Below are 14041 nucleotides of genomic sequence, written 5' to 3'. Positions count from 1 at the left end.
TTCTGAGGGCACTTACTAAGGACTCTTAGCTATGAGAACGACCATCTTTTTGTTCTTTTGTAATTTAAATTTTATGGACAAGTCAAATTAAAGAATTTCTCAGTATATCAAAATTTGCAAATCAAAAAAGATTGAGGTATTAGAAGATGATTAATTTTAATGAGCCTGTTTGCACTGGTAAAGAGCTTGAATATCTGCAGAAAGCTATTGTTAATAAAAAAATTAGTGGGGATGGGAATTTTACTCGATTTTGTAGCGAGTGGTTTGAAAAGAAGACCGGCTGTGAGTCTGTTTTAATGACTACATCGTGCACGCATGCGTTAGAAATGTCTGCAATTTTGGCTAAAATAATGCCCGGAGATGAAGTGATTATGCCAGCTTATACGTTTGTATCTACTGCGAATGCATTTGCATTAAGAGGAGCTAAGATAGTCTTTGTTGATATACGTCCAGATACTATGAATATTGATGAAATGAAAATAGAAGAAGCGATAACTAAAAGGACTAAAGCGATTGTCCCTGTTCATTATGCTGGAGTTTCTTGTGAAATGGATGTGATAAATCGATTAGCGAAAGAATATGATCTATTAGTAATTGAAGATGCAGCTCAGGGCGTCATGTGTGAATACAAGGGGGCTTCGCTAGGGACGCTCGGGGATTTTGGCACTTATTCCTTCCATGAAACAAAAAATTACACAATGGGGGAAGGCGGAGCTATCTTGATAAAGGACAAGAGGTATGGTGAGATTGCCGAGGTCATTCGTGAAAAAGGAACCAATAGAAGTCGATTTTTCCGAGGTCAAGTGGATAAGTACACTTGGGTTGACATGGGATCTTCCTATTTGCCGAGTGAGTTGAATGCTGCCTATTTATGGGGGCAATTGGAAATAGCTGAAGAGATCAATGATAAGCGTTTATCATTGTGGAATCAATACTATAATTCACTAAAAGAATTGCGGACCTTTGGAGTCGATTTACCAGTGATTCCAGATGAGTGTAAACATAACGGGCACATGTTTTATTTAAAATGCAAAAACCTGAAAGAAAGAACAGAGCTAATAAAGTATTTGAAAGAAAGAGACATTCAAGCCGTTTTTCATTATATTCCACTGCATACCTCGCCAGCGGGTAGAAGATTTGGTGAATTTATAGGTAAAGATGAGTATACTACAAGTGAGAGCGAACGATTAGTACGATTACCTTTATATTATGGTCTAGAAGAAAAAAAAGCTGATGAGGTCATAGGACAGGTCATTAAATTTTATAAGAAAGGAGCTAAGACATGGTTATAGTAATAGGTGCTACAGGATTTATAGGTCTGTATACTATTGAACGACTGATCTCGGATGGGTACGATGTGATTGCTACTGGTAGAAATAAATCCTTGGCTCCCTTAGTTGAGTCGTTAGGTGGAAAATTTATACAATTAGACATTACAGAAAAAGAAGATTTTAATAAACTTCCTACTGATAATATTGATGGGGTAATACTGCTGGCAGGGCTATTACCAGCTAATACAAAAGTCAATCTGGATGAAAATGAGAATGCCTATGACTATATTGCCACCAATACATTAGGTACAATCAATGTTTTGGAATTCTGTAGAGTTAAAGGGATAAAAAGAATGATATCTACTAGTTCCTACGCTGATGTTAGTAGCGCGTGGAAAAAAGGCTACCCCATAAAAGAAGATGAGCCAAGAAGTTTTGAGAAAGAAGGTGACCATGCTGCTTATGTAATCTCGAAGAATGCAGCTTCTGACATAATGGAATATTATAATATACAACATGACATGAGAACGGCAGTGTTCCGTTTGCCACCGGTATACGGAGTGGGACCACATTCGGAGATATATGTAAATGGGATATATTATAAGACAGGTATACAAACCTTCATAGATAAGGCTATTGCTGGAGAGCCAATAGAGATTTGGGGTGATCCGCACATATCTCGTGATATTATTTATGTTAAAGATGTAGCTAAGGCTTTTTCTTTGATCTTAAAAAATCAAACTGCGAAAGGCTTATACAATATGACCTCATCAACGGAACTTAATTTGGAAGAACAAGTAAAAATAATTATTAAAGTATTTAGTGATAAGAAAGAATCTCCAATAGTCTACTGTCCTGATAAACCTAATAATACACCATCTTTCCTATTTAGCATGGAAAAAGCAAAAAGAGATTTTGGTTTTGTGCCAAAATACAAAAATTATTTTCAGATGATGAATGATTATAAGCGTGAGCTAGAAAGCAAGCGATGGAATTTATTAATAGAAACTAGAAGAAAAAATAGCGGTGATTAAATTGAAAAAAATAGCAATCATAGGAGCCGGAGAGTTCCAGCTACCTTTAATAAAGAAAGCTAAACTTTTGGGATTTGAGACTCATGTATTTTCTTGGGAGCAAGGAGCTGCAGGTAAAGGTAGTGCAGATTATTTTTATCCAGTAAGTATAACAGAAAAAGAAAAAATCCTAAATCAGTGTAAAAAAATTAAACCCGAGGGTATTGTTACAATTGCTTCAGATCTTGCAAATATTACTGTTCAGTATGTTGCGGAGAAATTAAATTTAGTCACTAATTCAAAACAATGTATTCGTGTTACTACTGATAAATATTTAATGAGGGTAGCCTTATCACGAAAAGGCATTCCCACTCCAAAGTTCGCTAAATTTAATACGATTCCAAACAATGAAGAATTGAAAGATTTTAGCCTGCCAATCATAGTTAAACCGACAGATCGTTCTGGAAGCCGTGGTATAACAAAATTGGATAGCTTTAGCGAAAAGAAACTAACTAAAGCCTTTTCAGTGGCACAAAAAGACTCATTTGATAATAGTGTTATAATCGAAGAATTTGTTGATGGGATTGAATATAGCTGTGAATCTGTTTCTTACGATGGAAAACATCATATTTTAGGAATTACCAGAAAGTTCACAACTGGATCTCCTAATTTTATTGAAAAAGGACATATAGCTCAGGCAAATTTACCTGAAAAAATAGTCAAGGAAATACATGCAGCAATTCCAACCGCATTGGACTGCCTGGGAGTAGAATACGGTCCTTCTCATTCGGAATTCAAAATTACCAATTCCGAAGAGATCCGAATTATTGAGGTGGGATCGCGTATGGGCGGCGATTATATTGGTTCTGATTTGGTTCCTCTCTCGACGGGGTATGATTTTTTAAGGATGACTATTGATATAGCTACCGGAAAAAAACTCGAAATAGAAAATACTATTGAGCAATATCCTTATTGCGCAATTCGATTCTCCGTTAGCGATCAAGATAGTTCCTTATTAAGACAGTTGGAGTTAAAACACAGTGAAAAGATGAAATCGGAACTTGTATTAAGTAAAAGTGACCATGTAATTGATAGTTCTTCAAGAAAAGGCTCCTTAATAGCTGTATTTGATAAATATGATGAAGCATTGAAGATGCTAGAATTGAGTGATTAAAAGTTGAAAAACAAAGTGTCAAAAAAAATAAAGAGCTTGGCGTGCTTACAAGGCATTGTTGTAATATACACTTTATCAGGTGTTATGGCAAAATTAGCTTCTGGATATGGTTTTTTAAGTACAGATTTTTTGTTGTTCTATGGCATTGAAATACTAATTCTGGCATTTTATGCTTTTTTTTGGCAACAGATTATAAAACATTTTGATTTATCAATCGCTTATGCAAATAGATCGATTGCTCTACTATGGTCAATGATTTGGGCGGTCATTTTCTTTCAAGAAATGGTAACGATCAAAAATATTATTGGAGTAATTGTTGTTATTATTGGTACAACAATAGTAAATAAAGAATATGAATAAATATTGGATATTGTTGTTCTTAGCTGTTATCATTTCTTCGATCTCGCAGATAATATTGAAACTAGGATCAAAGCAGTCACACGAAAGTCTAATCAGAGAATATCTAAATCCTCACGTTATTGTTGGATATACACTAATGGTAGTTTCAACGATTTGTATTATTTTGTCTTATCGAGGGGTGGATTACAAAAATGGACCTGTAATTGAATCTTTAGGGTACATATTAGTGATGATTTTAAGTAGTATCTTTTTGAATGAAAAGATTACTAAGGGCAAAGTTGTAGGTAATTTGGTTATCTTAATAGGTATTATAATTTTTTATTTCTAATCGTTAGTTTGTAGGAGGAATTTATGGAAATCACTGTTGTAATACCAGTTTATGGATGTAAAGCTTCTTTATTTGAGTTATACGAGCGACTCAAAACTGCACTATCGTCTATTACAGAGCATTTCGAAATTATTTTTGTTAATGACAATGATCCTCAAAATTCTTGGGAAGTTATTGAGCAAATTTGCCAAAATGATAAACGAGTTATAGGAATAGAGTTATCTAGAAACTTCGGACAAATATATGCGATAAATGCTGGATTAGAAGAGTCCTCAGGCAAGTGGGTAATTGTCATGGATTGTGACTTGCAAGACCGGCCTGAAGATATTCCAAACTTATATAAAAAAGCAAAAGAAGGATGGGATATTGTTTTAACCAGAAGAGCAAATCGACAGGATAACTATTTCAAGAAGTTAGTCTCTAAATTTTTTTACAAAGTCTATTCTTATGCTACAGATGGTAACTATGATCCTGCTTTAAGTAATTTTTCTATTTGTAAAAAGAAAGTAGTGGATAGTTACCTATCCATGAAGGATTATCATCGGGCATATGTAATTTACTTAAAATGGTTAGGTTTTAAACAGGCTGTAATTGATGTGAATCATGATGCTCGAAAAGAAGGAAAATCATCTTATAACTTTAAGCGTCGAATGAAAATGGCCAGCGATATACTCATCTCTCAATCGGATAAGATACTAAAACTAATGGTCAAGGTAGGCTTTTTAACTACAATCTTGTCTTTACTTGCTGGAATATATGTGTTGGTACTTTATTTTAATCGCTCTTTACTCACAGGATGGCCAAGTCTAATTGTTGCCCAATTCTTTTTAAGTGGAATAATTCTCTTAGCAATAGGAATAGTGGGATTATATGTAGGTAATATATTTATGCAAACTAAAGGTCGCCCTTTATATGTTGTCCGACAAATCCTAAATAAAGGTGATAAGTATAGTGGCTCAGTTTAATATTCTCCATATAAATTTTGCTTTTAAAAATGTGCTGATTATCTAAAATCATAGTATAAGTAAACAGTCTATTATTCATGCTGCGTAAATAGAGTCAGAAAACTATACCTCAATAAAGATTCAAAGGAGTGGGATGCCACATAGCGGAGAACTATTTTTCGAAAGTTTCTAAACGTTATTCTTCTAGATGAACTCGGTGAATCGTTGCAAAGGTCAGGTTTAACTTATCGTCAACTAGATCTGATTTCTTTTAGCTAGTTGGAAAAGTTTTGTTGTCTTGTTTAGAACACTCGCTATCGATCAAATAGATCAAAAGTGTCTCAATAAGAATGGATGTTTTATTAAGGTTTTCAAGGCTTGAGGTTTTGCAAGCTTATAGGGTTTTTTATTATGAGATTTTTGAACTGATTTGTTACTGATCTTTGATAAGAGTACCTGACTTACTTGCTTATTTAGAGTAGAAAGTCCTGTGAGAAAGTATATTTGTGTTGAGTTTTTCAAAGAATTGTCAGTTTCATGAAAGCAGAATTATTTGTATGATAACTGGGTAATTCCTTACAGATAAAAGTAAGTCAGAAGTTTACCTACGCTCGAAAATTTATTTTATTATCTTTATAAGCTAAGTTTTACGTTGATTGGACTTTTTCTATTAGCAAATCAATATTTATTGCAGAAATCTAATTATGAAAAAAGTATATTTAACCTACCTATATACTAAGGGCCCTTTTTGATGGTCTAGGATAAGTTATCCTTGATTAGTAAAAGGACTTTTTTATTTATGGAAAGCTAGAGACCAAGTTTTTTAGTTGTCAGAACAGTATTGCATCTCTAGTCGTGAAAAATAGTTCTTACCGAGTGCGATTCTGATCTAAAGATAAAAAAGAAAGTAGGAAAACTAATTTGCTAAAAGCTACATTAAAAACGTTAGTGTCATTAATAGTTTTATATGTTATATTGATGACTACTACATATAGTATTCCGAATAGCGCCTTAAACGAAAAAATAGATGAATCATTATCTACTTTGAAATATGAAGGAGACTACAAGATAATCAACACTGGGGATTTTGGAACAAGGTTGGATAACTTCACTGATAGGGTTATGATCCAAAAGGCTAGAAAGGGAGAAGCCTCACCTATAAAAGAGGGCATGTCAATATCTGATTATCCAAGGTATTGGCATGGCTATCAAGTATTTCTTCGCCCTATGCTTACCGTGATAAGCTATACTTCAATTAGACAAATTTATTTGTTGATTCTAATAATTTTTTTAGGTTTGAATTTCTATTTGCTTACTAAAAGGACTAACTTGCTAGTTTCAATTAGTCTAATGATTAGTTTGACGGCGGTTCGATTCAATGTATTCTCGTTAAGTATGCAGTTTTCTAATGTTTTTATTTTGTTGTTAACTGGGAATGTGTTTTTGCTTACTAGAAATGATACTTTTTTCAAAGGCTATAAACGTTATCTCTTTTTTCTAGTTATAGCTTCCTTAACTAATTTTTTTGATCTATTAACTGCTCCAATGATTACTTTGGGAATACCTTTGGTTATTGTTTGCTATCTGATGCTCACCACTGTTGGAAAAGAAAAATATTCTCTGCTAGATTTTGTAAAAAATATTATTAATTGTAGTTTTTTTTGGGGTATTGGATATGGTATAACTTGGATAAGCAAGTGGTCGGTTGCCACCGTTATCTTGAAAAGAAATGTTGTATCTGATGCTATCAATCAGATATTATTTCGAACGGAAGGGGATCAAAATTGGCCTGTTGACAGGGTTAAGATGCTTGGGCATAATATAGTGCTTGCTTTCAACAAAATTAACTTGCTTTTTATTGTAGGCTTTTTGTTATCTGTGATCATTATGATTTTATTGAAAAGAAAGAGAAGTATTAAAGTAATTTTTGAAAAGCGCATTCTTGTGTCAATTTGCTCATTTATATTTATAGCAATCATGCCTTATCTTTGGTATTTAGTTTTGGCAAATCATTCGCAAATTCACTACTGGTTTACTTATAGGTTACAAGTAATAACCATATTTTCTATAATGGTCACTTTCTCTTTTTTTTACGACTGTTTATGTAGGGAATAATCAAGTAATAACCGTTATTTTGTAAAAAATTAAAATACGATATTAGATCAAAATAATATTTGAGAAAAATTAAACGATTTTTGAGATGAACTATTTTAATACAGAGGAGAAATTTGATGGAAAAAATAGCAGTACTAATCCCTTGCTACAACGAGGCCTTGACCATAAAAAAAGTAATCAATGATTTTCAAAGAGAACTTCCAAATGCAGATATTTACGTCTATGACAATAACTCTACTGATAACACTCATGAGATTGCTTTAAACGAGGGAGTAATCGTTCGTAAAGAACCTCGTCAAGGTAAAGGGAATGTTATTCGGCAGATGTTTTTTGACATTGATGCTGATTATTATTTGATGGTGGATGGGGATGATACTTACCCTGCAGAAGCTTCTCATGAACTTTTAAAGGTGCTGAGAGAAAGTAGAGCGGATATGGTGATTGGTGACCGATTATCTAATGGTACCTACTTTGAGGAGAATAAGCGTGCTTTTCATGATGTGGGTAACAATCTAGTTAAAAATACTATCAATCAACTATATAAAGCAAATATCAAAGATGTCATGACTGGATATCGTGGATTCAATAAGTTGTTTGTAAAGAGCTTTCCTGTAATGAGTTCAGGTTTCCAAATTGAGACTGAATTTACTATCCATGCGTTAGATAAACGCTTCAAACTTATTGAAATTCCTATTGATTATCGTGATCGTCCTGAAGGCAGTGAATCAAAACTGAATACTGTTTCTGATGGGATTAAGGTATTGCTCACAATTGTTAAAATGTGTAAAGATTACAAACCTATGTTGTTCTTTTCGATTTTTACTGTTTTTTTCTTTTTATTAGGATTAATTACTGGTATTCCAGTTATTTCCGAGTTTATTAAAACTGGTTTCATTACCAAATTACCATCCTCAGTTCTAGCGACCGGTTTAATGACTCTTGCACTTTTGCTGCTGATTACTGGTTTGATACTCGATACTGTAGTTACAAACGCTAAAAAGGATTACGAACTAAATCTTTATCACGTGTACAATAAAATTTCCAATAAGAAAGATGCTACAAAAATGTAAAATTTGTTACGAAATAACGATAACCATTTCACTCCTCCGAACTTTCATGTATAATATACAAAGTTATGACATGAAGTAAGGGGGAGTTGTTTTGTCTGACGTGCAGAACACACACTCAGAAGAAGGTTCTTTTAAAGAACAAATTATGCGTGCGTTAGAAGAAAATCGGCAAAAACGTGAGACTGAACAGGGCGGAGAATCTATCAAAAAGATTGAACGACCTTATGCTCCTAAACAAGATCCGATTGTTAAAGAGAAAAAACAAACTTCTGCAAAAAAGAAAGCTACAGTTACTTCTAAAAAAGCGAGAGAAGAAACAGTAACTTCAGCTGCTATAGAAGAAGTTAGTGAAAATGATGAACCGACTATTTTTGAAAAACTTAGTGATAAAATAGAAGAGATTCGTCAGATCGATTACGATGAATATGAAGAAGAGTTAAGCGAGGAGAGCAATTTGAAGCGAGCAGAACGTAGAAAAGAGGATCGGGTCGTTCGAAAGATCGTCTATGTTTTGACTGTTGCGATATTGATTATTGCTGGAATTTTGGCTATTTCCGGATATAATTATGTCAGTGCAGGTTTAAAACCCTTAGATACTAATGATAAAAAATTAGTACAAGTTGAGGTACCTAGTGGTTCATCCAATCGACAGATTGGTGAAATTTTAGAAAAAGACGACATCATTCGTGACGGATTAGTCTTTAACTTCTATACTAAATTTAAAAACTTAACGAACTTTCAAGCTGGTTATTATCAGTTTTCACCCAACATGACATTGGATCAAATTGGTAAGGAGCTGCAGCAAGGTGGAAGTGATGTACCTTTAGATGATGCTTCTAAGCTAACCATCCCTGAAGGATACGATATCGATCAGATTGGTACTTTAGTTGCTAAGAAAACTGACTTCAGCAAAGAAGACTTTTTGAATTTGATGAATGACGAAGCGTTCTTTAATCAATTAAAGGAACAATATCCAGATTTGTTAACGGATGCTGGAAATGCTGAGGGTGTTAAATATCGTTTAGAAGGATATTTATTCCCTGCTACGTATAATGTTTTAAAAACCAATAATTTACAAGAATTGGTTACTCAAATGGTTGATGCAACTAGCCAAGTGATGGCGCCTTACTACAGCAAAATCAAAGAAAAAGGCATGACCGTACAAGAAGTAATGACTTTAGCTTCCTTAGTGGAAAAAGAGGGAATAACAACAGAGGATCGTAAGCAAATTGCACAAGTGTTCTTCAATCGTATTGATGAAGGCATGCCATTGCAATCTGATATCTCAATTCTTTATGCTTTAGGGGAGCATAAAGAATTAGTTACCTACAAAGATACGGAAATTGATTCTCCATACAATCTGTATGTTAATACTGGTTATGGACCTGGCCCTTTTGATAGTCCAAGTCAGGATGCAATCTTGGCTGTATTGGAACCAACTGCCAATGATTATTACTATTTTGTAGCAGACATTTCAACTGGAAAAGTATATTATGCTAAAACGTATGATGAGCATATGGAATTAGTTGAAAAATATGTTAATAAAGATTAGCTAGACTAATTTACAAATAAGCAATTACGTGGTAATCTTTTGTGGATCAACTCTACAAAGGATTACCTTTCGTAATTTATTTAGAATGAAGGAGCAATAGAATTATGGTAGAAAAAGTTTATCCTATGACACATGAAGGAAAAGAAAAGCTAGAGCAAGAATTGGAAGAATTGAAAACGGTAAAACGTGGCGAGATTATTGAGCGAATTAAAATCGCCCGCAGCTTTGGTGATTTATCTGAAAACTCGGAATATGAATCAGCTAAAGATGAGCAGGCGTTTGTTGAAGGACGGATTAGCACACTTGAAAATATGATTCGTTTTGCACAAATTATTGACAATGACAATGTAGATTCTGATGAAATATCCATTGGTAAAACTGTCACTTTTGTCGAACAGCCTGATGGTGACGAAGAAGAGTACACGATCGTTGGTAAAGCAGAAGCGGATCCATTTTCTGGCAAGATTTCGAATGATTCACCGATTGCTCAAGCGGTTATCGGTAAAAAAGTTGGAGATATTGTTTCTATTTCTACTCCTGGTGGAGATATGCAAGTGAAAATTACAAAAGTTGGTTAATCTTAATCAGAGGGTTTAATGATTTAATACTAAGCTTCACGAACTAATTTTCGTGGGGCTTTTCTTATGTCCTACTAAAGTCCGATAGTATTCGAAATGCAAAACAAGTAGAATGAGGTATAAACAATTCAGGGGGAGAATATTGTGAGAAGTCCTTGGCGTTTTTTTATCATTATTGAAGCTTTGCTGGCAGTCTTTCTACTGTGGCAAGTTTCATCGAATCCACCCGTATTGGTTATGGTGGTATTTGGTATTTTAAATATCTATTGGGGATTACGCAAAAATCGTCGCCGCAAATTTCAACTTATTTTGGGTTCGTTGATTTTAATAATTTGCTTGGTAAATAGTCCGGCGACTTGGTTAATGCTTATTTTTGCGATTTTATTTTTGGGCTTAAAGGGAGTGGAAATTGCGGGTGTCTCTTTTCCAAGTTATTCCTTTAAAAATAAAAAGCAAATGATTATCGTGGCAACCGAAAACCCAACTGAGCATCAAGGCGAGAAAAAGAAACAGTCTTGGTTTGGCAACGATCGCATAGGCAATCAGGTTTTTGAATGGGATGATATCAATGTGGATCTTTTTGCTGGCGATACGATAGTAGATTTAGGGAATACTTTGCTTCCTAAAGAAGATAGTGTTGTAATTATTCGTAAAGTTTTTGGTCGAACTCGTATACTGGTTCCTTATGGAGTAGGAATTTTGTTCGAACATGCTACATTCTACGGGAAAGTTCATTTTGAAGATGAAGAAATAAGCTTGAAAAATGAATCATTGAAAATGTATAGTGATGACTATGATGATAGTCCAAGAAGAATAAAGTTGATTACGAATTCCTTACTAGGTGATGTCGAGGTGATTCGAGTATGATGGATAAGTTTTCGCGCGGTCATTTGGCATTTTATTCGGGGCTAGCAACTTTTCTATTGTTAATTACAACTCTTTATATGTACATGTATGCGATTGGCAAGAAAAATTTGATTGGTCAGCTAATAACTGCTAGAATTTTCTATATTCCTATGATTATTCATTTATTGATGATTGCATTCACGGTTGGAATTGTTGTGTATTTTTTAATTACATTCTTGCAGAAACAGCAGTTTAATAAGATTGAGGAAAAGCTTCAATATTTATCATCAGGTAATTATGATCATCCGAACTTAGATGCTTCTATGTCTCAAACTAAGGATTTATTGTTGATTAATGATGATATTAAAAAGATCCAACAAAAGCTGGTTAACATGTCAAGAGAGCTGCAGCAATTAAGCAGTCAGCCGCAGCTAGTAGACGGTACGACTAAGGAAAAAATATTAGAAGAGGAAAGACACCGCTTAGCCAGAGAATTGCATGATTCGGTGTCTCAGCAGCTGTTTGCGGCCATGATGATGATGTCAGCGCTAAATGAACAGTCTCAGTATTCTGATGAACTAGAGCCTTATAAGAAACATCTAGCTATGGTGGCGGACATAATTAATGCTGCTCAATCTGAAATGAGAGCGTTGCTACTTCACTTAAGACCTGTTAGCTTAGAAGGTAAAAGTTTACGTCAAGGAATTGAGCAATTATTGAAGGAACTGCAAACGAAAATTCAAATTCGTTTGAAATGGGATGTTCAAGATATTCAAGTTTCTTCGTCAATTGAGGATCAGCTGTTCCGTGTGGTCCAGGAATTACTCTCAAATACACTGCGGCATGCAAAAGCAAGTGAGTTAGAAGTGTATTTAAAAATTATTGGTCAAAATATCAGTTTACGTGTAATTGATGACGGAGTAGGTTTTGAAACCAATGACGAACACGCTGGTAGTTATGGATTAAGAAATATCCGGGAACGTATCGCCGGTGTAGGTGGTACAACAAAAATAATTAGTTTTAAAGGACAAGGAACGAGTATTGAGATTAAAGTTCCTTTAGTGAAGGAGGCAAAACATGATACGAGTGTTGTTGGTGGATGATCATGAAATGGTTCGTTTAGGAGTTTCTTCTTATTTATCTATTCAAAGCGATATTGAAGTAGTTGGTGAAGCTGAGAATGGTGAAGAAGGTTATGACAAGGCTTTGAACTTGCGGCCAGACGTCATTTTGATGGATTTGGTGATGGAAGTAATGGATGGCATCGAATCTACTAAAAAAATCCTAAATGACTGGCCAGAGGCTAAAATATTGATTGTAACGAGTTTTATTGACGATGAGAAGGTTTATCCAGCAATCGAAGCTGGTGCTTCTGGATATTTACTTAAAACGTCAACTGCCCATGAAATTGCGGATGCTATCAGAGCAACCTATAAGGGGGAGCGAGTTTTAGAGCCAGAAGTGACTACTAAGATGATGGAACAGCTGTCTAATCGTAATCGACACGTTCTTCATGAAGAATTGACCAATCGGGAGCAGGAAATCTTATTACTAATTGCTCAAGGTATGAGTAATCAAGAAATTGCTGACGAGCTATTTATTACATTGAAAACAGTCAAAACGCACGTATCAAATATTTTGGCAAAATTAGAAGTAGAAGATCGTACGCAAGCAGCTATCTACGCTTTCAAACACGGGTTAATAAAATAGAGGAGTTCCTCTGTTTTGTTAACCCGCTCTTTGTTATACTGGGAAAAGCGAAGAGATAACTCTCGAATTATAAAATACAGAAATTTGAAATTTAAGGAGATTGAGGATGAAACAAAGTTTTGTAATTGTCGGTCTTGGTCGTTTTGGTGGAAGTATTTGCCGGACTTTAGTAGAATCAGGTCAAGAGGTATTGGCAATTGACAGCAATGAAGACCGTGTCAATGAGTATATGAATGTTGCCACCCATGCAGTAGTTGCCAATGCTCAAGATGAAATGACGTTGCGTTCGTTAGGCATTCGCAATTTTGACCATGTGATAGTAGCAATTGGTGAGGATATCCAGGCGAGTATACTAGTTACTTTAATGTGTAAAGAAATGGGTGTTCCTAATATATTGGCAAAAGCTCAGAATGAATACCATGCAAGAGTTTTAGAGAAAATCGGAGCAGATAGAGTAGTTCATCCGGAAAGAGATATGGGCTATAGGATTGCTCATAATTTAGTTTCAAAAAACATATTAGACTATTTGGAGCTTTCTGCAGAATATTCTTTAGCAGAAGTGGTAGTAACTAACAAAAAGTTTTATGGAAAAACTCTTCAAGAACTAGACTTTCGTCAAAAATTTGGTTTAAACGTAGTGGCTATTCGCCGGAATAATGATGAACCGATTGTATCTCCGCCTGCTGAAGAAATCGTACAGCAAAATGATCACCTGGTTGTAATTGGGTTGAATGAAGACGTGGATTATCTTGACGAGAAAATGAACGGATAGGAGTCTGACAGGATGAAATTAACAGTAACACCAGCTGCACAAAAATGGTTCAAGGAAGAAATTGTTGTAAATGAAGGACAAGGGATAAAGTTTTATGGGAAAGTATATGGTAAAACTCAAGTACATGATGGATTTTCTGTGGGGATGGCAGTTGATACACCAGAAAAACCATTGATTACTGAAAAGTTAGGTGGTAGGCTATTCTTTGTGGAAGAAGCAGATGAATGGTTTTTTAAAGGGTATAATTTAGTTGTTGATTATGATAATGATCTTGACGAACCTAAATATGAATTTGATGAAGCTTAGAG

General features: G+C 34.6%; 15 protein-coding genes. All 15 read left to right on the top strand.

The window, feature by feature from the left end; translation table 11 throughout:
- Positions 1-146 precede the first annotated feature (146 nt).
- The 15 genes from rffA to IGI49_RS07240 all read left to right on the top strand — a co-directional run bounded on the left by rffA (position 147) and on the right by IGI49_RS07240 (position 14039).
- Positions 147-1292: a dTDP-4-amino-4,6-dideoxygalactose transaminase gene (rffA, locus tag IGI49_RS07310; protein ID WP_429963974.1), complete on the top strand. Its 1146-nt coding sequence runs from the start codon at positions 147-149 to the stop codon at positions 1290-1292.
- Positions 1283-2305, top strand: coding sequence for an NAD-dependent epimerase/dehydratase family protein (locus tag IGI49_RS07305; protein ID WP_429963973.1), 1023 nt, complete (start codon positions 1283-1285; stop codon positions 2303-2305). Before rffA ends, IGI49_RS07305 begins: the two co-directional genes overlap by 10 nt.
- Positions 2298-3458 carry an ATP-grasp domain-containing protein gene (locus tag IGI49_RS07300; protein WP_429963972.1) on the top strand — a complete coding sequence of 387 codons (1161 nt, stop codon included), beginning with the start codon at positions 2298-2300 and terminating at the stop codon, positions 3456-3458. The genes IGI49_RS07305 and IGI49_RS07300 overlap by 8 nt, the downstream gene beginning before the upstream one ends.
- A 3-nt stretch (positions 3459-3461) precedes the next feature.
- Entirely contained in the window at positions 3462-3818 is a 357-nt protein-coding gene (locus IGI49_RS07295) for a hypothetical protein (RefSeq protein WP_429963971.1), read from the top strand.
- Positions 3811-4146 (top strand): EamA family transporter, encoded by a 336-nt coding sequence (locus IGI49_RS07290; protein ID WP_429963970.1) that lies wholly within the window; start codon positions 3811-3813, stop codon positions 4144-4146. The genes IGI49_RS07295 and IGI49_RS07290 overlap by 8 nt, the downstream gene beginning before the upstream one ends.
- Before the next feature lie 23 nt (positions 4147-4169).
- Positions 4170-5111 carry a glycosyltransferase family 2 protein gene (locus IGI49_RS07285; RefSeq protein ID WP_429963969.1) on the top strand — a complete coding sequence of 314 codons (942 nt, stop codon included), beginning with the start codon at positions 4170-4172 and terminating at the stop codon, positions 5109-5111.
- A gap of 900 nt (positions 5112-6011) precedes the next feature.
- Positions 6012-7205: a hypothetical protein gene (locus IGI49_RS07280; RefSeq protein ID WP_429963968.1), complete on the top strand. Its 1194-nt coding sequence runs from the start codon at positions 6012-6014 to the stop codon at positions 7203-7205.
- Positions 7206-7321: 116 nt separating this feature from the next.
- Positions 7322-8275 (top strand): glycosyltransferase family 2 protein, encoded by a 954-nt coding sequence (locus IGI49_RS07275; protein ID WP_429963967.1) that lies wholly within the window; start codon positions 7322-7324, stop codon positions 8273-8275.
- Between the two features lie 91 nt (positions 8276-8366).
- Positions 8367-9827: an endolytic transglycosylase MltG gene (gene mltG / locus IGI49_RS07270; protein WP_429963966.1), complete on the top strand. Its 1461-nt coding sequence runs from the start codon at positions 8367-8369 to the stop codon at positions 9825-9827.
- Positions 9828-9931: 104 nt separating this feature from the next.
- Positions 9932-10405, top strand: a complete 474-nt coding sequence (gene greA, locus IGI49_RS07265) for a transcription elongation factor GreA (protein ID WP_207702268.1) — start codon at positions 9932-9934, stop codon at positions 10403-10405.
- A 144-nt stretch (positions 10406-10549) separates the two neighbouring features.
- On the top strand, positions 10550-11272 hold the full coding sequence (gene liaF, locus IGI49_RS07260; RefSeq protein ID WP_207702269.1) for a cell wall-active antibiotics response protein LiaF: 723 nt from the start codon (positions 10550-10552) through the stop codon (positions 11270-11272).
- The gene (locus IGI49_RS07255) at positions 11269-12354 is read left to right on the top strand and encodes a sensor histidine kinase (RefSeq protein WP_429963965.1); all 1086 of its coding nucleotides are present in this window, start codon (positions 11269-11271) and stop codon (positions 12352-12354) included. Before liaF ends, IGI49_RS07255 begins: the two co-directional genes overlap by 4 nt.
- Positions 12329-12961, top strand: coding sequence for a response regulator transcription factor (locus IGI49_RS07250; protein ID WP_207702271.1), 633 nt, complete (start codon positions 12329-12331; stop codon positions 12959-12961). Before IGI49_RS07255 ends, IGI49_RS07250 begins: the two co-directional genes overlap by 26 nt.
- Positions 12962-13067: 106 nt before the next feature.
- Positions 13068-13733: a potassium channel family protein gene (locus IGI49_RS07245; protein WP_429963964.1), complete on the top strand. Its 666-nt coding sequence runs from the start codon at positions 13068-13070 to the stop codon at positions 13731-13733.
- Positions 13734-13745: 12 nt separating this feature from the next.
- Positions 13746-14039 carry a HesB/YadR/YfhF family protein gene (locus tag IGI49_RS07240; protein WP_429963963.1) on the top strand — a complete coding sequence of 98 codons (294 nt, stop codon included), beginning with the start codon at positions 13746-13748 and terminating at the stop codon, positions 14037-14039.
- The last annotated feature ends 2 nt before the right edge of the window (positions 14040-14041 follow it).

The organism is Enterococcus sp. AZ071, assembly GCF_050499065.1.
GTDB lineage: Bacteria > Bacillota > Bacilli > Lactobacillales > Enterococcaceae > Enterococcus_A > Enterococcus_A ferrettii.
Note: the sequence above shows the minus strand (reverse complement) of the source record. Positions and strands in the feature narration are given on the sequence as shown.